The 18,502-nt window shown below is 62.2% G+C and carries 20 protein-coding genes and 1 pseudogene; 7 read left to right on the plus strand and 14 right to left on the minus strand.

Going from position 1 to position 18,502, the window contains the following annotated elements; genetic code table 11:
• Window positions 1-33: 33 nt before the first annotated feature.
• Window positions 34-1,737: pseudogene (locus LB541_RS05245) on the minus strand (HAD family hydrolase).
• 269 nt (window positions 1,738-2,006) lie between these two features.
• Here LB541_RS05245 and LB541_RS05250 point away from each other — a divergent pair.
• Together LB541_RS05250 and LB541_RS05255 are read left to right on the plus strand one after the other, a co-directional pair.
• A complete protein-coding gene (locus LB541_RS05250; RefSeq protein ID WP_140496153.1) occupies window positions 2,007-2,816 on the plus strand; it encodes a nucleotidyltransferase family protein in 810 nt (269 codons plus the stop codon).
• Window positions 2,809-3,558, plus strand: coding sequence for a metallophosphoesterase (locus LB541_RS05255; RefSeq protein ID WP_140496152.1), 750 nt, complete (start codon window positions 2,809-2,811; stop codon window positions 3,556-3,558). The genes LB541_RS05250 and LB541_RS05255 overlap by 8 nt, the downstream gene beginning before the upstream one ends.
• Window positions 3,559-3,582: 24 nt before the next feature.
• On the opposite strand, the gene LB541_RS05260 is transcribed toward LB541_RS05255, so the two are convergent.
• A complete protein-coding gene (locus tag LB541_RS05260) occupies window positions 3,583-3,768 on the minus strand; it encodes a hypothetical protein (protein WP_140496151.1) in 186 nt (61 codons plus the stop codon).
• 202 nt (window positions 3,769-3,970) lie between these two features.
• Between LB541_RS05260 and LB541_RS05265 the strand changes: the two genes are divergently transcribed.
• Together LB541_RS05265 and LB541_RS05270 are read left to right on the plus strand one after the other, a co-directional pair.
• Entirely contained in the window at window positions 3,971-4,144 is a 174-nt protein-coding gene (locus tag LB541_RS05265) for a hypothetical protein (protein WP_140496150.1), read from the plus strand.
• 121 nt (window positions 4,145-4,265) lie between these two features.
• Window positions 4,266-4,703 carry a CBS domain-containing protein gene (locus LB541_RS05270; RefSeq protein ID WP_140496149.1) on the plus strand — a complete coding sequence of 146 codons (438 nt, stop codon included), beginning with the start codon at window positions 4,266-4,268 and terminating at the stop codon, window positions 4,701-4,703.
• A 54-nt stretch (window positions 4,704-4,757) separates the two neighbouring features.
• Here the strand turns inward: LB541_RS05270 and LB541_RS05275 are convergent, their stop codons facing one another.
• The 3 genes from LB541_RS05275 to LB541_RS05285 form a co-directional block, all read right to left on the minus strand.
• On the minus strand, window positions 4,758-5,948 hold the full coding sequence (locus LB541_RS05275) for an NADH-quinone oxidoreductase subunit D (RefSeq protein ID WP_140658503.1): 1,191 nt from the start codon (window positions 5,946-5,948) through the stop codon (window positions 4,758-4,760).
• 77 nt (window positions 5,949-6,025) lie between these two features.
• Window positions 6,026-6,412: a hypothetical protein gene (locus LB541_RS05280; protein WP_140658501.1), complete on the minus strand. Its 387-nt coding sequence runs from the start codon at window positions 6,410-6,412 to the stop codon at window positions 6,026-6,028.
• A gap of 162 nt (window positions 6,413-6,574) precedes the next feature.
• A complete protein-coding gene (locus LB541_RS05285) occupies window positions 6,575-7,288 on the minus strand; it encodes an MgtC/SapB family protein (RefSeq protein ID WP_224618017.1) in 714 nt (237 codons plus the stop codon).
• 149 nt (window positions 7,289-7,437) lie between these two features.
• Here LB541_RS05285 and LB541_RS05290 point away from each other — a divergent pair, with 149 nt between their 5' ends.
• On the plus strand, window positions 7,438-8,055 hold the full coding sequence (locus LB541_RS05290) for a flavodoxin family protein (protein WP_140522254.1): 618 nt from the start codon (window positions 7,438-7,440) through the stop codon (window positions 8,053-8,055).
• Window positions 8,056-8,154: 99 nt separating this feature from the next.
• Here the strand turns inward: LB541_RS05290 and LB541_RS05295 are convergent, their stop codons facing one another.
• Window positions 8,155-8,436 carry a hypothetical protein gene (locus LB541_RS05295; protein ID WP_140658499.1) on the minus strand — a complete coding sequence of 94 codons (282 nt, stop codon included), beginning with the start codon at window positions 8,434-8,436 and terminating at the stop codon, window positions 8,155-8,157.
• 364 nt (window positions 8,437-8,800) lie between these two features.
• Here LB541_RS05295 and LB541_RS05300 point away from each other — a divergent pair, with 364 nt between their 5' ends.
• Entirely contained in the window at window positions 8,801-9,139 is a 339-nt protein-coding gene (locus LB541_RS05300) for a DUF427 domain-containing protein (protein WP_318012459.1), read from the plus strand.
• Between the two features lie 77 nt (window positions 9,140-9,216).
• On the opposite strand, the gene LB541_RS05305 is transcribed toward LB541_RS05300, so the two are convergent.
• The 3 genes from LB541_RS05305 to LB541_RS05315 are packed head-to-tail and all read right to left on the minus strand — an operon-like array spanning window position 9,217 to window position 11,070.
• A complete protein-coding gene (locus tag LB541_RS05305) occupies window positions 9,217-9,633 on the minus strand; it encodes an HD domain-containing protein (protein ID WP_224618018.1) in 417 nt (138 codons plus the stop codon).
• A 13-nt stretch (window positions 9,634-9,646) separates the two neighbouring features.
• The gene (locus LB541_RS05310; RefSeq protein ID WP_140560377.1) at window positions 9,647-10,702 is read right to left on the minus strand and encodes an ATP-dependent DNA ligase; all 1,056 of its coding nucleotides are present in this window, start codon (window positions 10,700-10,702) and stop codon (window positions 9,647-9,649) included.
• Complete coding sequence (locus tag LB541_RS05315) at window positions 10,654-11,070, minus strand: GFA family protein (protein ID WP_140658497.1); 417 nt, start codon at window positions 11,068-11,070, stop codon at window positions 10,654-10,656. Before LB541_RS05315 ends, LB541_RS05310 begins: the two co-directional genes overlap by 49 nt.
• A 238-nt stretch (window positions 11,071-11,308) precedes the next feature.
• Between LB541_RS05315 and LB541_RS05320 the strand changes: the two genes are divergently transcribed.
• The gene (locus LB541_RS05320; RefSeq protein WP_140522250.1) at window positions 11,309-11,917 is read left to right on the plus strand and encodes a cysteine hydrolase family protein; all 609 of its coding nucleotides are present in this window, start codon (window positions 11,309-11,311) and stop codon (window positions 11,915-11,917) included.
• A 19-nt stretch (window positions 11,918-11,936) separates the two neighbouring features.
• On the opposite strand, the gene LB541_RS05325 is transcribed toward LB541_RS05320, so the two are convergent.
• From LB541_RS05325 to LB541_RS05345, 5 genes are all read right to left on the minus strand, one after another.
• A complete protein-coding gene (locus LB541_RS05325; protein ID WP_140522248.1) occupies window positions 11,937-12,380 on the minus strand; it encodes a PPC domain-containing DNA-binding protein in 444 nt (147 codons plus the stop codon).
• 145 nt (window positions 12,381-12,525) lie between these two features.
• Window positions 12,526-12,690, minus strand: coding sequence for a hypothetical protein (locus LB541_RS05330; RefSeq protein ID WP_181165226.1), 165 nt, complete (start codon window positions 12,688-12,690; stop codon window positions 12,526-12,528).
• A 101-nt stretch (window positions 12,691-12,791) separates the two neighbouring features.
• Window positions 12,792-14,390 (minus strand): DHA2 family efflux MFS transporter permease subunit, encoded by a 1,599-nt coding sequence (locus LB541_RS05335; protein ID WP_140522246.1) that lies wholly within the window; start codon window positions 14,388-14,390, stop codon window positions 12,792-12,794.
• A complete protein-coding gene (locus LB541_RS05340; protein WP_140556194.1) occupies window positions 14,387-15,553 on the minus strand; it encodes an HlyD family secretion protein in 1,167 nt (388 codons plus the stop codon). Before LB541_RS05340 ends, LB541_RS05335 begins: the two co-directional genes overlap by 4 nt.
• Before the next feature lie 420 nt (window positions 15,554-15,973).
• Complete coding sequence (locus LB541_RS05345; RefSeq protein WP_224618019.1) at window positions 15,974-18,442, minus strand: membrane-bound PQQ-dependent dehydrogenase, glucose/quinate/shikimate family; 2,469 nt, start codon at window positions 18,440-18,442, stop codon at window positions 15,974-15,976.
• Window positions 18,443-18,502: the final 60 nt, after the last annotated feature.

Below are 18,502 nucleotides of genomic sequence, written 5' to 3' on the forward strand. Positions count from 1 at the left end.
TCGGGATGGGCTTGTGTCTACCCCGGCTCAAGGTCAGTCCGCGGGAGCAGTGTAACGGCGGCCAATGGCCTCGGCGATGGCCGCGCGGCTCTCCTGCATGTCCGTGCCGGTATCCGTTTCTATGTCCGCCACCTCGTCGGCGAGGTTCTTGTCCTTGATCTTGCTGCGGAACCATTTCGAATAGTCGCCGGCGCGCAGGTGATGTTCCCAGGTGCGATCGTCGATGCCTTCTGCGATGTGAAGGAACATCATCAGGTTCTGCGCTTTCAGGTTAAGCGCTCCGTCCGGCCCCCGGAAATAGAAGCTGTTGTCGCCAAGGTCGCCCTCGGCATATTTGCGCATGTGCCGCTTGCGAACCTGGCGGGGCCGTTCGACCTTGACCGTCCTGATCGGCTCGCCCGATGATCGTTTCCAAAACAGGACTTCGTCCTTTGGCGGCGGCACGGCGCCGTCGGGGACGTCGATGCCGGTGGCGGCACAGAAGCTTGCGACGATCTTGTCGGCTTCCGGTCCAAGCGCCAGGACGGTTTCGACGCCAGCCAGGACGTCGCGCGAAACCAGATCGGGGTGCACGGTGATCAGGATGGTCGCGGGGAGGCTCTTGGGCAGCGCGAAAGACGCGCCGTCACGGGCCTGGGGCAAGAGATGATGCGCCTCATCGATGATCAGCCAATGCGGTCGGCCGGTGCGCGCGCGAATGCTGGCCATGTCCGGCAGCAGCTTGGCAAAATTGCCGGGCCGTTCGGCGGTCTTCAGCCCCAGCATGTTGACAGCGACATTGTTGGTTGGCTTGGACAGAAGATCGAAGACCTCACGCGAGATCGGCGGGGTCTTGGCGTCGCCAACCACCACCACATTCTCGAGTTCCTGATAGTCGCCTTCGGGGTCGAGAACGCAAAACTGAAAACCCTTCTCGACAAAGCGCTCGGTCAACGCGGTGGCAAGCGTGGATTTGCCGATACCGGATGTGCCGGCCAGCAGCACGCCGCCGCCATGCGGTGAAAGGTGCACCTGCGCGCCCGATATGTCGGTTCCCACTTCCACATGTTGGCGAGCCGTCTCCACGAAGCCGGCATCGCGCGATATGAGCTGTTCGATCAGTTCCACCACGCCGGCACCTCGAGGGCTGGCTGTGACGAAATCCGCCGTCTCCTTAACGGTCGGCAATGCGTTGGCTACGGCGACGCCGAAGCCGACGGCGCGCAGGAATGCATGGTCGTTCTCGGCATCGCCGACACCGACGACGTTGTGGGCGGAAAACCCCAATTCCTCGAGTGCGCAGGCAAGGCCGGTGGCCTTGTTGACCCCGCTTGGCAGCACCATCACCGCGCCCTAGTTGAAGATGATCTCGAGCTCAAGTCCAAGCTCCTTGATCTCCGACAGCACGGCGGTTTCCTGTGGTTCCCAGGTGGCCACGACGCAGCGTCCGACCGACAGGGGCGCGACCCCGCGACGCTTCAGCCGGTCGACGAATTCAGCCGGGGGCGCCGGCGCCAAAAGCCGCTCCTTCTTCGAAGCGGGCGTATAGATCAACGCGCCGTTTTCGGCGACCACCCTGTCGAAGATGTCGAGTGCCGGAAAGACCCGCTCGAGATCGGCAAGCTCGCGGCCGGTCACCATGATCAGCTTGCGGCCCGTCTGCTTCAGCCGTTCGAGCGCAGCATAGGTCGCATCGGAGACGACCCCGTCTTCGGCGAGCGTGCCGTCATAGTCTGTCGCTAGGACAAGAACATACATCCTGGATATCGTCTGCGCTTGAAACCAGACACCCCGATCGCCCGAAGGCAGCTTCGGCTGTCCGGGCTAACGATGCCGAATGGCGATGGTTCCATGCAGGGAAACGGCCCATGCAACCATATTGAAACCCAGGACTCTGCGGGTAATTTTGCCCGTCGCGCCCGATTTCCTTCAGGCCGCAACGCGACCATGGCGGAACCAGGCAGGGTTCCCGCTGTTAACAACGCGGGCGATCAATCGGTTGCCGATGTGTGGGAGCCATGCGTGCCATGATCAACGATCCGTTGCCGGGAACTGTTCCGGCATCCCTTCCCGCGATCGACGCAAAGGCCGCCCCGACGCTCAAGAACGCCGAGGCGGAGGTGTTCTATACCGAAGCCATTCGCGAACTCGCCGCCACCGACATTCCTTTCCTTGTCGCCGGAACCTACGCGGTAAGCGCCTACACCGGCGTCATCCGTCAGACCAAGGATCTCGATATCTTCTGCAAGGCAGGCGACTTCTCGCGCATCCTGGCCCATTTCAAGCAGCTCGGCTACGCGGTCGAAATCGAGGACGACCGGTGGCTTGGAAAGGTCTTCAAGGGCACGCATTTCTTCGACATCATATTCGCCTCGGCGAATGGAACGATGCCGGTAAGCGACCAGTGGATGGAGCATGCCCGCCAAACCGAACTGCTGGGAAGCCGGGTGAGGATCGTCGGCCCGACCGAGCTCATATGGTCCAAATGCTTCATCCAGGACCGAGGGCGTCATGACGGGGCGGACATCGCCCATACGATCCTCAAGGCGCAGGACCAGATCGACTGGCACAGGCTGCTCTCCTACCTGGAAGTCCACTGGGAAGTGCTGCTGATGCAGATTCTCAGTTTCAGATGGATCTATCCGAGCGAGCGCGACCGCATCCCCACATGGCTGCTTGACGAACTGCTCGACCGCCTTGCCAAGCAGCGCCAATTGCCTTCCCCCAGAATGAAGATCTGCCGCGGGCGCCTGCTTTCGCAGACCGACTACGAAATCGACGTCAAGGAATGGGGCTTCGCCGGCGTCGGCGGTACAGGAGAATTTCGTGATGGCTGAACGGACCGAAGACGCTCCGGCGATGGAGGGCACCGCCACGATCAAGGTGGCGGCCGTTGGCGACCTGCATGTGAAGGAGGACGCCCAGACATCGTATCGCGATCTCTTCGGCGAAATGTCGCGCGAGGCCGATATCCTCGTTCTTCCAGGCGATCTGACCAATCTGGGCAAGCCCCGCGAAGCCGAGATCCTCGCCGAAGACCTGCGCGCCTGCTCTATCCCGGTGGTCGGCGTGCTCGGCAACCATGATTATGAATCCGGCGCGGTCGAGGACGTCGCGGAAATCCTGCGTCAAGCGGGCGTCCATCTCCTCGACGGGCAGACGACCGAAATAGAGGAGGTCGGTTTTGTCGGCGTGAAAGGGTTCGTCGGGGGGTTCGGTTCACGCATGCTCGGCTCCTTCGGCGAGCCGGCCATCAAGTCGATGGTCGCCGAGAGCGTCAGCGAGGCCATGCGGCTTGAGAACGCGATGCGCCAGGTTCGCGCAAAACGCACGCTTGTCATTTTGCACTACGCTCCGATCGTCGAGACCATCGCCGGCGAACCCCTGGAGATATTTCCGTTTCTGGGCTCGTCGCGGCTGGCGGAAACGATCGACCGGTTCCAGGTCAGTGCTGTCGTGCACGGCCATGCGCATCGGGGAAGCTATGAGGGCCGCACGCCCGGCGGGGCGAGGGTCTACAACGTCGCCATGCACGTTTCCAAACCGACCGGCCGACCCTATGCCTTGCTTGAAATCTGACGGAGTCGGACGCCGTCCCGACGGTCAGCTTACCGCTTTGATAGATTTTGCCAGTTCTTCGAGCTTGTGCGGATCGTTGCCGTGACGGCGCACGAGCTCGCGTGCCTGATTGGACGGCAGATCGGCTGTCGCCACCAGTTGCCGGACCTGTTCACTGTCGACCGCGACTTGGGGCAAGTTGCTGCCGGAAATTCTCTCGTCACCAGCCATCGTCTTTCTCCTCGATCGATGCCGAGACAACGGATTGGAAAACCGTCCGGTTCCGAAAGACGGGGCTGAAGTCGACCGGCGGATCCGATCGGCAGCGCGCCGTCTCGATCCGTGGCGGCAAGGCCGGAGGCGACCGCGAATTGGCGATGGAACAAATGACGCCGGCCAGGAGTTGCGTCCCGAATGAAGGGAGGTGATCCCGATGCCAAACCCAGGAAAACCAGATCCCAATCGCGACGTGCCGATGCCGGCGCCGACCTGGAAGCCCGAACCGATCGAGGAGCCTGATCCGGAACAACTCCCGGACGAGACGCCTCTGCCCAATCCCGACGAGAACGAAGAATCGCCGATGCATGCCGGCAGCCGCGTCGTCTGAACGTGCGACGCATGAGATCCCGATCCCGTGGCAATGGAACGTCTTGGGCCGGCGCCATTGTCCCCCCATCGTGTTTCCATCGCAGCAACGGCAAGGGGCGCTTCAACCAAAGGAGAACATCATGAAAGTTGGCAACTGCATGACGCAAGGCGTTCAGGTCGCCAGTCCGGACCAGACCCTGCGGGAGGCCGCCGCCGCCATGGCCAGCCTCGATGCCGGCGCTCTGCCCGTAGGCGAGGACGACCGGCTGGTCGGAATGATCACTGATCGCGACATCGCCGTCCGTGGCGTCGCCCAGGGTAGGGGCCCGGATACGCGGATACGCGAAGTGATGAGTGCCGAGATCAGGTACTGTTACGACGACGAGGAGATCGAGGACGTGCTCCAGCAGATGGGGGACCTTCAGGTTAGACGGCTGCCGGTGATCAGCCGTGAAAAACGGCTGGTTGGCATCATCTCGCTTGGCGATCTCACGAAAAACGGCGAGGCAGCACGAGCCGGCGAAGCGCTGAACGGCATCTCACAGGCAGGCGGCGCGCATTCGCAGACGGCACACTGACCATCGATGACATTGCGAGAGCGCTGCCCGCGTCCCGCGGGCGGCGACGGCGGTTCAGCGATCGATCTCTCCAAAGACGATGTCGAGGGAGCCGATGATCGCCGAGACGTCGGCGATCATGTGCCCCCGGGACAGATAGTCCATCGCCTGCAGATGTGCGAAGGACGGCGCGCGAATCTTGCACCGGTAAGGAACATTGCCCCCATCCGAAACCAGATAGACGCCGAACTCGCCTTTCGGCGCCTCGACGGCGGCATAGACCTCGCCCTCGGGCACGTGATGGCCTTCCGTGTAAAGCTTGAAATGGTGAATGGTCGCTTCCATGGAGCGTTTCATCTCCGCGCGGCGTGGCGGCGTGATCTTCCGGTTGGGAATTGCGACCGGTCCTTGGCCTTGCGGCGACCGTAGCTTGTCAAGACATTGCCTCATGATCCGGACCGACTGGCGCATCTCCTCCATTCGTACGAGGTAGCGGTCATAGCAGTCGCCGTTCTTGCCGATGGGAATATCGAAATCCATCTGCGGGTAGCATTCGTAAGGCTGCGCCTTGCGCAAATCCCATGCCGCGCCCGACCCACGCACCATTACGCCCGAAAATCCCCAAGCCCAGGCATCGTCGAGACCGATGACGCCGACGTCGACATTGCGCTGCTTGAATATGCGGTTTTCGGTGAGCAGTTCTTCGAGATTGTCGCAGACCTTGAGGAACGGATCGCAGAAATCCCAGATATCGTCCAACAGGTCCGGGGGAAGATCCTGATGTACGCCGCCGATCCTGAAATAGTTGGCATGCATGCGGGCGCCCGATGCCCGTTCATAAAACACCATCAGTTTCTCGCGTTCGGCGAAACCCCAGAGCGGCGGCGTGAGGGCGCCGATATCCATCGCCTGCGTGGTGACATTGAGCAGATGGGACAGCAGCCGGCCGATCTCGCAATACAGCACGCGGATGAGCTGGCCGCGCTGTGGAACCGAGATCCCGAGCAGCTTCTCCGCCGCCAGGCAGAAGGCGTGCTCCTGATTCATCGGCGCCACATAGTCGAGCCTGTCGAAATAGGGCAGGGCCTGCAGGTAGTTCTTGTACTCGATCAACTTCTCCGTGCCTCGATGCAGCAGCCCGATATGCGGATCGACGCGTTCGACGACTTCGCCGTCGAGTTCGAGCACCAGCCGCAGGACGCCATGCGCCGCAGGGTGCTGCGGCCCGAAGTTTATCGTGAAATTGCGGACCGTCGCGTCAGTCATGACGCCCTCCTTCGACTTTGCCGCCTGGCACCGGGAATGGGACATCCGCCGAAGCACCGGGTTCTGCCCCCACGCCGTCAGGTCGTGGTCTGGATGATCAGCGTCAGCGTGCCGTCGCCGTCGATGTTGGCGGCCACCACTTCGGAGGCGTCAAGCCCATTCGCGGCCAGGGCCGAGGAGGCTTCCGGCGATGCGCTGACCGAACGCTGCAGGACGTGAAGGTCTTCCTGACTGGTCTGGGCAACCACGGTCTCGACCTTGGCCTTGAGGTCGGGTGGCAAGTCCGCCAATGCGACGATGGCTATGTTGGTGAATGTCTGTCCGGTGATGCCCTGGTCGGGGCCGGTCTGACCTGGCACGGCTTCCGGTGCCGGTGCGTCCGGGGGAAGGGGTGCGTTTTGGGACTGAGCATGGGCAGGCAAAGCCAGAGTGAGTGCCGCCAGGATGATGATTGCCTTGTTCATGATATCTTCCTTCCTTGTTCGAGGAGGGTCGATCGGGATGACGCGCGACAGGGACAGCAAGCCATCGCCTCGAACAGTGTTGCGTGTTCAAAGCGCGAAGTCCGGATTTGTTCCGGCTCCGGTCGAATCCAAGGCAGGGACGAGGACGCATCGCTGCCCTGCCTATGGTCGGGGACCTTTATCGCTGATCGCGTCAAACCGTTCGATGTCGTAGCGCGGACTGATCCGCGCCAGTATCTCGACGGAGGGTTTGGCCGCGTCGGGCTGTTTCCAGCTCAGCTCGAAGGAGAATACGAACCGGCCGCGCTCGATGTCGTGCTGCATTCCGAGAAAGCGCCAGCGATAGCCCAGCGGTTGAACCAGCGCGTCGAGGTCAGGCGGAACGCCGTTCGCCGACGAGATCGCCAGGATCGCATGATGGGTTCGTGGGACCCACAGATCGACCTGCTTCAGCACCTGAAGCGTTATCAACGTCAAAACCGTCCCCGCTGTGCCAAGTGCCAGTTGCCCGCCGCCGAAGGCGAGGCCGATTGCGGTCATGACCCACAAGGTGGCGGCCGTGGTGACACCCGTCACGAAATCGCCGCGGCGGAGAATGGCTCCGCCGCCAATGAAACCGACACCCGTCAGCACGCCCAGCGGAAAACGGAGCACGTCCATCACACTGAACGAATCGGGGCCCTTGCCGCCCACCTCGAGCAGGATATTGGCCTGCATCATCGCGATCGCGGCCGCCAGGCCGACTAGGATGGTTGTTCTGAGCCCGGCGGTGTGGCCGCGGGCTTCCCTGTTCATTCCGATGATCACGCCGGCAACAAAAGCAAGAGCCAGGCGCAGGGCTAGGTCGGTCAAGGTTGGATGAAGCGGCATGGTCATAGCGGGGACGACTCACGCAACGGGCTCGTTCTCCAACACCGCGGAGCGTTCGATGGTTCCCTAGGTGGAAGGTGAAGCTTCTTGTCGGGTTCAGGCAACCCACGACGTCCCGCTGCGTTTGGCACAGAACGCACTCGGGAGATCTTTCCATGCCGCTCACCGCCTTTGCGCTCAATTGCACCTTGAAGGCCTCCGACGACGCCGAGAAATCGTCCACGGACCGCCTGCTGGCGGATCTGCTGGCGGCAATGGTGCCGCATGGGGTCCGCGGCGAGATTGTTCGCGCCCTCGACCATGACGTCAAACCCGGCGTGCTGTCGGACATGGGCGAGGGAGACGGTTGGCCGCAGCTCCGCAGGAAGATCCTCGACGCCGACATCTTCGTGCTGGGCCTGCCCATCTGGCTCGGCCAGCCGTCGAGTGTCGCCAAGCGCATCCTGGAGCGCATGGATGCGTTTCTATCGGAGACCGACAAACAAGGCCGGATGCCGGCCGCCGGCAAGGTCGCGATCGTGGCGATCGTCGGCAATGAAGACGGCGCTCACGCCTGTCACGCGGCGTGCTTTCAGGCGCTAAACGACGTCGGCTTCACGATTCCTGCCAATGGCGGCGTGTATTGGGTTGGGCAGGCTATGGGCGACGTCAACTATGTCGACCTGCCCGGAACGCCGGAAGCCGTGGTCGAGATGATCGAAATGACGGCTTCGAATGCGGCCCATCTGGCCAGCGTGCTGAAGGAAAGGCAGTATCGCGGCGTCGGAAAGTGAAGAGATTTTCGTGGCGGCACAGAGTGCCCGTTGCCCTGACACCATCGGCCACTCGATGGTTGCCGGGCGCCAGCAAGATCAGTGTCGGCGCCCTTGGGGTCAGGGCTCGTCAAAAGGCCCGGCTCGCCTGGCCAGATCGCGCGATATGGCACCTTCCTCTTCGTCATCGGGCAATGCCTCGTCGCTGTTCTGGTAGGCGTTGTCATCGTCCTCCTCCGGCAGGTCGCCTTCCTTCTCGACGTCGACGACGGCGTCGACATTGTCGGACACCTTGTCTGGAAGAACCCTGCCGCCCTTGATTGCATCCCAGTCCGCCTGCTGGATTGCCGGGACTTCAGTTTCGTCCCGTTGTTCGGATCGTTGCTTCTTGCGCGGTTCCATCTCATGTCTCCGATATGAACGGGTGCCTCATGTGGCCCCTTTGTCGCGAGTTGCGTCGCTTTCCGCCGTCAGAACTCGGCTATCCTGATGGGTCGTGGAATCGGAAAGGCTAACGGATAACCGCCGACCCGGCCCGTTGTTCCTCTCAGTGGGATCGGTTGGTGTTCCGCCTTGGGCCTGGGATGCAGCATCGCGGGGTAGCCGCCGCATTCGCGCAACCAATCCCGCATTACCTCGTTTTGCCTTTGAGACCGGCCCTTGAACTTTACCAATTGGAAATCTCAGAGACACTCAAATGAACCCTTCAGCCGAGCCCCGATCACCGTCGGGAAACAATCTCCATATTCAGCCTTTCCATGGAACGGTGACTGTCAGATTCTCCGACGCCATCATCGCCTCCACCGAACATGCGCTGCAGGTCCAGGAAACGGGGAGGGATCCTGTGTTCTACATCCCGTTCCAGGACATCTATTTCGACCTGCTCGAGAAAACCGATACCACCTCGATATCGCCAAAAGGCACTGCGAGCTATTGGCGCGTGCATGCCGTTGGCGGATCGGCGGATGATTTCATGTGGGCGTATGAAGAGCCCGAGGCGCCTGTCCGGGTGCTTGCTCGCCACGCCGCCTTCGATCCCGGCAAGGCTCGCATAGACGCCGATCCCGCTGAAGACGAGCGCCACACGCCTCACATAGTGGAATAGCAGGACAGCGGCAGGATTTATCCAAGGGAACCGATTCCATTGGGTTGTCGTGCGATGACACCGGGCCCAGGTCGCCTTCACGCTGCGCGGTCTTCGTCGAGAATGCGCAGGCCCTCTTCAAATTTCGCGAGGGGAATCCCGGCCCGCCGCGCTTGCCACAGGTTGTCGGCCAGATCCGCACGCTTGACCGGCCGCGCCAGGGGATTTGACGCAGCCCGGCGCACGAGAGCGATTTCATTCTCGCCAGGCCTCTTCGTCAGCGCATCGACCGCAGCGACAATCGAGGGACCAAACCCCGCCGATTTCAGCCTTGTCCTTGTCCAGCCTTCCCCTTTTTCGAGGACGTCATGCAGATAAGCCACGATCTTCTGGTCAAGGGTTTCGACCGTGTCGACCACGCGCCTGCAGTGTTCGATATAGGGTTGCCCGGTCTTGTCGGTCTGCGATCGATGCGCGTCCTCGGCAATCTTGGCCGCGCGGTAGAGCATGCTCATTGCCAGCCTCCCTTCATTCAATCTGTTCGAACCCGCATTGCCGGGGCGCCTTGTCCGGCCGCCATCGCAGCAGTTTCGTTCCATGGCGAAACCGATTGCCGGTGACGTGATCGAAACGGACTTCGACCACCAACTCCGGCCGCACGGGCTCCCACTCCCCGCTGCGTTCGGTGCTCCAGCGGCTCGGCCCGCCGGGAGCCTTGCCGGTAAAGCCGGGTCCGCCTCTCAGGTTCTCGAGCTTCGCGGTAATTTCTGCCCTGTCGTCCTTGCCGATCGTCGACGTAAACCCGACATGGTCGAGTTTGCCGTGGTCGTCATAGAGACCGAGCAGCAGGGATCCGACCTGGCTGCTGCCCGTCAGGTAGCGGAACCCGCCGACGACACAGTCCGCGGTGCGCAGCCGCTTCACCTTGATCATGGTGCGCTCGCCCGGCCGATAAGGGTCCATCAGCAGTTTGGCGACAACTCCATCGGTGGAGCCGTGGCCGGCCTCGCCCAGCCAGCGCCTGGCGGTGGTCACGTCGGTGGTGCGCGGCGACAACCGCAACGAGGAAACGCCCGACCTCATGACGAAGCGCTCAATCGCGGCCCGTCGTTCCGTCAAGCTCTTGTCGAGCATGATCCCCCCGTCCGGATCGGCGAGAATATCGAACAGGACGAGACGGGCCGGGGTTTGCGCGCTCAGCATGCGAATCCTGCTTTCGGCAGGGTGAAGCCGCATCTGCAAGGCCTCGAAGGAAGGATCGCCATTCACTTCGATGACTATCTCGCCGTCAAGAACGAAAGACTGGGTATCGAGATCGCGCAACAGTGTCGTTATTTCCGGAAAATACCGGCCGAGCGGCTTGCCGGACTTGGCCCTGAGATCGACGCTTGCGGTGCCTTTGAAGGCCAGGCAGCGGAATCCGTCCCACTTCGGCTCATACTGCCAGAGACCGTCGTCGCCCGGCAGTGCGTCGGCCGCCTTGGCCTCCATGGGGCGGGTATCCAAAGGCAGCGGAAAAGCAGCGGCCACGGCTTCTACCACCGCTCTTCGGCGTCGTGGTGCGGCAGGTCCACACCGCAGCATGTCCATCCGAGCCGTTGCGCGGATCCGTAATTGTAGCGTGGCTCGAGATCGGCGGGATCGTCGAAGGTTCCGACATGCAGGGCGATCTCATCCGGCGATGCATCGTAGGCCAACGCGATGGGCGATCCGCAGTCGCGGCAGAAGCTTCTTTGTGCGATGGGTGATGACCTGCGGCAGAAAGGCTTGTTGGAAAGCCATTCCAAGCTGGCTGATGGTACCCACGCCAGGACTGCGAACGCACTGCCGGTCGAGCGTCGGCACATGTCGCAGTGGCAATAGTGAGTGCGCGGCCTGGAGATGGTGCGATAGCGGACGTTGCCGCACAGGCATCCCCCGGTTCGTTCTCTCATTTCTTGCTGCGCGACCATTGGCCGATCTCTCGAACCTCGATGCTGGTCAACGTTCCACCGATGATGTGGTTTCCGAGAGCCCGAGGGGAACGAGTTTCGCTGCCTCGCGTTTGGTCGGCACTCGAGAAACTGGGGACTAGCGCAAGGATGTCGACTTGAACGGAACCCCTATGCGGCTGGCATGTGCGTTCAGGTATCCGTCCCTGGCCGCCTTGTGCCGGCTCGACGCCGAAGACGACAAAGCGGGTCGCTGCTGATGTCGGCTCCGGGTCTGGCATATGGACCTCTGGGCGATCATTGTGCCCATCTGTGTGTCGACATGCAGCGGCTGTTCGCCGAGCCGTCGGAGTGGGCGACACCCTGGATCACCCGTGTCCTTCCCCGGATCGTCAGCCTTGCCGAAAGATATCCTTCACAAACGATCTTCACTCGCTTCCTTCCGGCGCGACGCCCGGGGCAGGGCACCGGCACCTGGAAGCGGTACTATGAACGCTGGGCATCGATGACCATCGACAGGATCGGCGAGGAGATGATCGAACTCCTGCCGCCGCTGGCGGCATGCTGCCCGCCGGCGATCGTTGTCGACAAGCACATCTACTCACCGTGGCCCGAAGGGCATCTGCACACGCTGCTTTCATCCCGCCGGATCGACACTCTCGTCATCACCGGCGGCGAGACCGACGTCTGCGTTCTGGCGACAGTGCTTGGCGCGATCGATATCGGCTACCGCGTCGTTCTGGTGACGGATGCCCTGTGCAGCTCTTCGGATGCAACACACGACGCGCTGATGACCGTCTATCATCAGCGGTTCGCGCAGCAGGTCGAAACGGTCGAGATGGAGACGGTTCTTTCCAACTGGACCTGATCTCGAAGCAATGTCCAGGTCAGGCGCTCAGGTCGATCAAGGCGATGCCGAGATCGGCGTGTTTCGTGCGGCGCAGATGAGCGGGGGACTCGACCAGTGTGACCTCCAGGGTCGGTCGCACCACGCCGCCCAGCAGATGTCCGCCCCGCGTCGCTCCGTCGCTCAGTCCGAGCACGGCATGCAGGTGGAGGCTGGGCTTGCCGTCATCGCCCAAGGCAATGTCGCCGATCGCGCTGAGAACCTCGCACTGCTCGTTGACCGGTATCTTGCGATAGTCCTTTGCCTCGAAATCGAACCAACCGACCGCTGCTCGCTCGAACGCGCCGAGCGCGGTCAGCGATGCGCCGTCGATCTGTTCTTCGCTGGCAAAGGCAGTGAGCACGCCAATCGCCTCTTCGCCAGGCTCGAGCACCACCACGAAGGTCCTCTGTCCCGCGACTTTCGAAACCAGTTTCGATTTCATTGCCGTTGTCCTGTGGCCAAGGTGCAGAAACCTTGGCGGTGAATTTTCAGGCCGGCCCACTTATTCGAACGAACCGTTCGCGTCCCGGTTCCATATTGCGGCAGGCGCGCGGCGTCGAAGCGGCCGGCAGTATCCGCCCGAACGCCTACCCCTCAGCCTTGAAGTTCTTGGCTTCCTTTTTCACCTCTTTCCTGTCGTTGTCGTGCTTGCGGATAAGATCTTTCGCCTGCTTGGGCGAGACGTCGGTCGTTTCGGCCAGATGCACGGCTTCGCGATCTTCGTCTTGTGGCCGGATCTTTTCCTTGGCCATCGGTCTGTCTCCTTTTTTCCGTGTCATGGGACGTAACCAGACAAGCGCCGCCCGGTTCCATGAAACTGCCTTGCTCGAAGGAGCGCCTGCCTCGGTAGAAGCTATTTCGCGGAGGAACTCGACTTGGGAGAGCGCAGCAAAAGTGCGAGCGGCACGAGCAGGGCGGTCGCGATCGCGGAGTAGCGAAACAAGTCCACGTAAGCCAGAAGCGTCGCCTGCCGGCCTATCGTCTGGCCAATCCAGCCGACCGCCTGGACTTTCGCCTCGACCGCGGGCGAGCCCTGAGCGACGAAATAGTCAGTCATGCGCCGAAGCATCTGCTGATAGACAGGCGAGGACTGCGCCGTGTTGCCGATCAGATGGGTCTGATGCAGTTGTGCGTTCTGCGCCACGACGGTGTTGGAGAGCGATACGCCGACGCTGCCGCCGATATTGCGGGCGACATTGATCAGCGCCGAGGCCTGGTTGGTCTTTTGCGGCGGCAGGCCGACATAGGCGGCCGTCGAAATGGGGATGAACAGGAAGGGAAGCCCTACCGTGATGAAAATGCGGGCATAGGTGAAATAGCTGAAACCGGCATTCGGCGACAGTGAAGTCAGGTGCCACAATCCCACGGCAACCGCCGACATGCCGATCATGATCAGGTATTTCGGCTGCACGAAGCCGGAGGCGAAGCCGGAAATCGGCATCAGCATCAGCATGGCGATGCCGCCAGGCATCATCGAAAGTCCCGAAAGCGTCGCGGTGTAGTCGAAGGTGGTCTGCTGGAGCTGCGGCAATATCTGCGTTGTGCTGAACAGCACCGCGCCGACCGCCATCATCACCAGGAAGGATGTGCCGAACTGGCGGGTGAAAACCAGCCGCATGTCGACGATCGGATCGCGATGGCGAAACTCCCAGGGGATCAGGAAAAAGAACGAGACGGCCGAGATCACGGCGAATGTCGTGATGAAGCCCGACGCAAACCAGTCGTTGCGCTGGCCCTCGTCAAGGAAGATCTCAAGGGATCCGAGCGCCAGCACGACGAAGATGAAGCCGATCCAGTCGATCTTGAGGCCATCCTTCAGCCTCTCCTGGCGCTCGCGCTCCAGCACGTCTGGTTCGACCAGCAGCCATTGCACAAGGGCCAACGACATGATGCCGAAGGGCACGTTGATGAAGAAGATCCAATGCCAGGAGAAATGGTCGGTCAGCCAGCCGCCGATGGTCGGCCCGACCGTCGGTGCAACGATGACGGCGATGCCGTAGAGCGCGAAGGCCTGCGAGCGTTTTTCGGGCGGGAAAGTATCGGCGAGGATCGATTGCTCGCTGGGCGCCATCCCACCGCCGCCCAGCCCCTGAAGGATGCGAAACAGGATCAGCATTTCCAGGTTCGGCGCGAGGCCGCAGAGCAGCGACGCGAGGGTGAAGGTAGCGACGCAGATCATGTAGTAGCGTTTGCGGCCGATCACGCCGGCGAGCCAGCCGCTGATCGGGATGATGACGGAATTGGCGACCAGATAGGTGGTGATGATCCAGGTGCTTTCGTCCATTCCGGCCGCGAGGCTGCCGGCTATGTTGCGCAGCGCCACATTGGCAATGGACGTATCGAGCACCAGCATGAAGGTGGCGATGGAGACGACGATGGCGATAAGCCAGGGATTGCGCCCGCCCGCGGCGGACCGGCTTTCGCCGGCTTGCGCGGTCGCCTGGCCGGTCATCGCACCTTGACCGTCGGCACGACGGACATGCCGGGCCCGAGCAGCAGGCCGGTCTTCTTGTCGAAGACGATCTTCACGGGCACGCGCTGCACCACCTTGACGAAATTGCCGGTCGCGTTCTCTGCGGGCAGCAGGCTGAAAGCGGTTCCGCTGCCGGCCTGGATGCTGTCGACGTGGCCCCTGAAGGTCTGCTCCGGGTAGGCGTCGATATCGATCTCGACGGGCTGGCCAGGCCGCATAAGGTCGAGTTGTGTTTCCTTGAAGTTGGCCTTCACCCACACGTCCTCGGGCACGAACATCATCAGCACTTGCCCCGGTTGGGCATATGCGCCCACGGCGGCGGATATGTTCGTCGCCCGTCCGGCCACCGGAGCGGTGATCGAGGTGCGGGAAAGCGCGGTGCGGGCCTGCTCTTCGCTGGCATGGGCCTGGTCGAGTTTTGCCGCCACGCTTTTGCGCTGGGCCTCGAGGACGGCGACTTGTCTCTGGGCCGCCACGACGTTCGCCTGCGAGCTGTCGAGCGTCGCCTGGGCCTGGCGAAGCGTCGAGGCAGCCTGTTGCGCCTGCTGCAGCGTTCCGGTTCCCTTGGCAAGCAATTCGCTGTTGCGCTGATTTTCGGCTTTCGCGAAATCAAGCGCTGCCCGGCCTTGCGACACCTGCTTCTGGGCTTGGTCCACCTTGGCCTGCTGCGCTTCGATCTGGGCTGCGATGTCAGCGGTTTCGGCGTCGGCCTGCGCCACCTGCGCCTGAACCTGCTTGAGGGATGCCTGATAATCCCTGTCATCGATGCGCAGCAGGACATCGCCGGCCTTTACGCTCTGATTGTCGGTCACCGCCACATCGGTGATGCGGCCGGCGATTTCGGCACCTATGGTTACGGTACGGGCGTCGATGAAGGCATCGTCGGTCCATTCATACTGTCGCGCCTGGAGCCACCAGATTATCGCTGCGGCCGATGCCAGCAGCAGAACAAGGATGACCGCCGCGGTGACGTAGGGGTGCCGCCTGAGCGAGCCGAACAGGCCCTCTTTGTTCCCGGCGGAAGCATCGAGGTCCTGTTTCGGTTGTGGGCGCGACGAGGCGCGCTTCGGTCGTGCATCGGGGCGACGTTTTGTTTGAGGTCTTTCGTCGACCGGTGCGACGTCTGGAGAATTCGTGTCCACGTTAGCGGTCCGCGGTAGGGTTGGTGCGGCAAAAGCCGCGTACTGGAAGGACGTAAATCAACGGACCCGCGTCCGAAAAAGTTCCTGTTTCAGATTGAGGGTTTGTGGCCGGCCGCGCTAGGCGAAGTGCAGCAGCATCATCACCAGCACGATGCCGACAAGTCCCGCAATGAAGATGATACGGCGCGTTCGCGTTCGCAGGATAATCTCGCCTTGCCGCGCATCCTCTGCGGAAAAACAGGCCCCTCCTTGTCGGGATCGTTGCTCATGAGCTGCTCCTTCCGACGAATTTGGAGTGTCTCAGGCAGCTAAACCTGCTCATCCCGGCAAGGTTCCCCAGAAATCACGGGAGCTGACGGCCGGGGTCACGCTTTGCCAGCCGACAAGCGCAAGCCAGTCCGGGCCACGCCGGGCGCGCCATCAGTCGGCCGGCAACGCATAGGCGATCACGTCGTCGCCGACCTTCGTCTCCATGAAATGATGACCGCCGGGCGCGATGACGACATATTGCCGGCCGCCGACCTCATAGGTCATCGGGGTGGTCTGGCCGCCAGCGGGCAGATCCGTCTGCCAGACCACCTTGCCGGTCTTGATGTCGATGGCGCGCAGCTTGTCGTCCGTCGCCGCCGCGATGAAGATCAGGCCGCCGGCGGTCACGAGCGGCCCGCCATTGTTTGGCGTGCCGATATCCAGCGGCAGCATGGACGGGATGCGCCAGGGGCCATTCTCGACCGCCTCGCCGAGCGGCTTGTCCCAGAGCGTCTTGCCTGTCTTCAACTCGATGGCACGGATATGGCCGTAAGGCGGCTCGGAACAAAGCAGCCCCGTCGAGAGGCGCCAGCCCGCGTTGACGGCAATGGCGTACGGCGAACCCATCTGCGGGTCACCCATGTCCTTGGCCCTTTTCGAAGCGCCGCCCTGTTCGATCGACCTGAAGCCTATCTGGTCCGCCTTTTGGCGCGGTATCAACTGATCATAGTTGGGCATGTCGTTGTAATTGGCGACCAGGATGCCGGCATCGGTGTCGACGGCGACGCTTCCCCAGTCGGAGCCGCCATTGTAGCCGGGATATTCGATGAAAGGCTTGTCCACCGTGGGGGGCGTATATTCGCCCTGGTAGGAAGCCTGCCGGAACTGGATGCGGCAGTAGAGCTGGTCGAGCGGGCTCATGCCCCACATATCCTTCTCGGTCAGCACAGGCTGGTCGAGATGCGCATAGTCGGAATAAGGCTGCGTCCTGGACAATTTCTCTGGTTCGACGCCGCCCGACGGCACCGGCCGTTCTTCGACCGGGAACAGCGATTTTCCGGTCTTGCGGTCGAGCACGTAGATCTGGCCCTGCTTGCTGGGCACGATAATTGCGGGAACCTTTCCATTAACTGACGGAAAATCGACGAGCGTCGGCTGCGAACCGAGGTCATAGTCCCAAAGGTCATGATGAACGGTCTGAAAATGCCAGACCGGCTTGCCCGTCGTGACATCGATGGCGACGATTGAGGAATTGTATTGGTTTTCGAAGTCCTTGCGATCGACGCCGTAATAGTCGACGGCGGCGTTGCCGAGCGGCAGGAAGACATAGCCGAGCTGCGGATCGGCGGCGGCCACGGTCCACATGTTCGGCGTGCCGCGCGTGTAGGTATCGCCCTGGGGCGGTGCGCCCGTGCGGTCCGGATGGCCCATGTCCCAAGCCCAGACCAGTCTCCCCGACATCACGTCATAGCCGCGCACGACGCCTGACGGCGCATCCTCGGCCTGGCCGTCCTGCACCTGGGCGCCAAGCACGGCAATGCCGCGCACGACGGTCGGAGGCGCCGTCACCGAATACCAGCCGGGCACGGTCTTGCCGAGCCCCTGGGTGAGATCGACAACGCCCTGCTGGCCGAAATCGCCACATGCCTTCCCGGTCCTGGCGTCGATGGCAATCAGCCTTGCATCGAGCGTGCCCCACAGGATGCGTGTTGCGCATGGTCGATCGGCGCTTGCGCCTGGAACGGCGTAGTAGGCGACGCCCCGGCAACTGGCGCCGTATGGGATGGCGGCGTCGGATACCTTCGGATCATAGCGCCACTCCTCCTTGCCGGTTGCCGCGTTGGCCGAGATGACGATGCCCTTGGCCGAACATGCAAACAGGTGCCCGTCCACTTCGAGGGGGGTGTTTTCCGGGGAGTATTTGTCGGTCGCCGCCTTGCTTGGCATATCGCCCGTGTGGAAATCCCAAACTTTGGTCAGCTTCGCGACGTTGTCGGCGGTGATCTGTTTGAGGGGAGAATAGCGGGTGGCAAGTTCCGAGCCGCCATAGACGGGCCAATTCGGTCCAGCCTGGTGTATCGCGACATTGGGCTGAGGGCTGACCGGAGACTGACCAGATGCGCTTCCTGCGGCGGGTGGCGTGACCGGGGCAACCGGGGATGCCTCCTGGGATTGTGCCGAGGGCGTGAAATGCTGAAGCCCGATCGCGCAGCCGACAATGAAAAGGGCAGCGGATGCGGCCGCGCAGCCGCGGTCGCGAACCCGTTTCGCGTGCCCGGCGCGAAAGGCAGGCAAGGTCAAAAGAACGAAGATCAGGATGACCGTCGGCGCGAGCACCCGGGGCATCAACCCCCAGCCGTCCATGCCAACTTCCCAATAAGCCCAGGCGAGCGTCGCGATCCAGGTCAGGACGTAGAGCCAGACTCCGGCGGCATTGCCGCTCAAAAGCAAAACACCCGCCGCCAGGAGAGCCACTCCGGTGGGCAAATAGTACCAGGAGCCGCCCAGCGCGACGAGCCAGGCGCCGCCTGCGCCGATCAGCAGACCAAGTATTGCCAGCAGCACACCCACGAACATAGTCCACCAGAAGGCGACGCCGGAGCGACGCCTGTCCGCGAGATTCGGATTGGCAGAAGTCATGACAGCATTTCCATTACGACAGGCTCATGATTGTTTCGAACGCTGGCCGTCCCGCATGGT

The sequence above is a fragment of the Mesorhizobium sp. BR1-1-15 genome (assembly GCF_020165475.1).
Classification (GTDB): domain Bacteria; phylum Pseudomonadota; class Alphaproteobacteria; order Rhizobiales; family Rhizobiaceae; genus Mesorhizobium.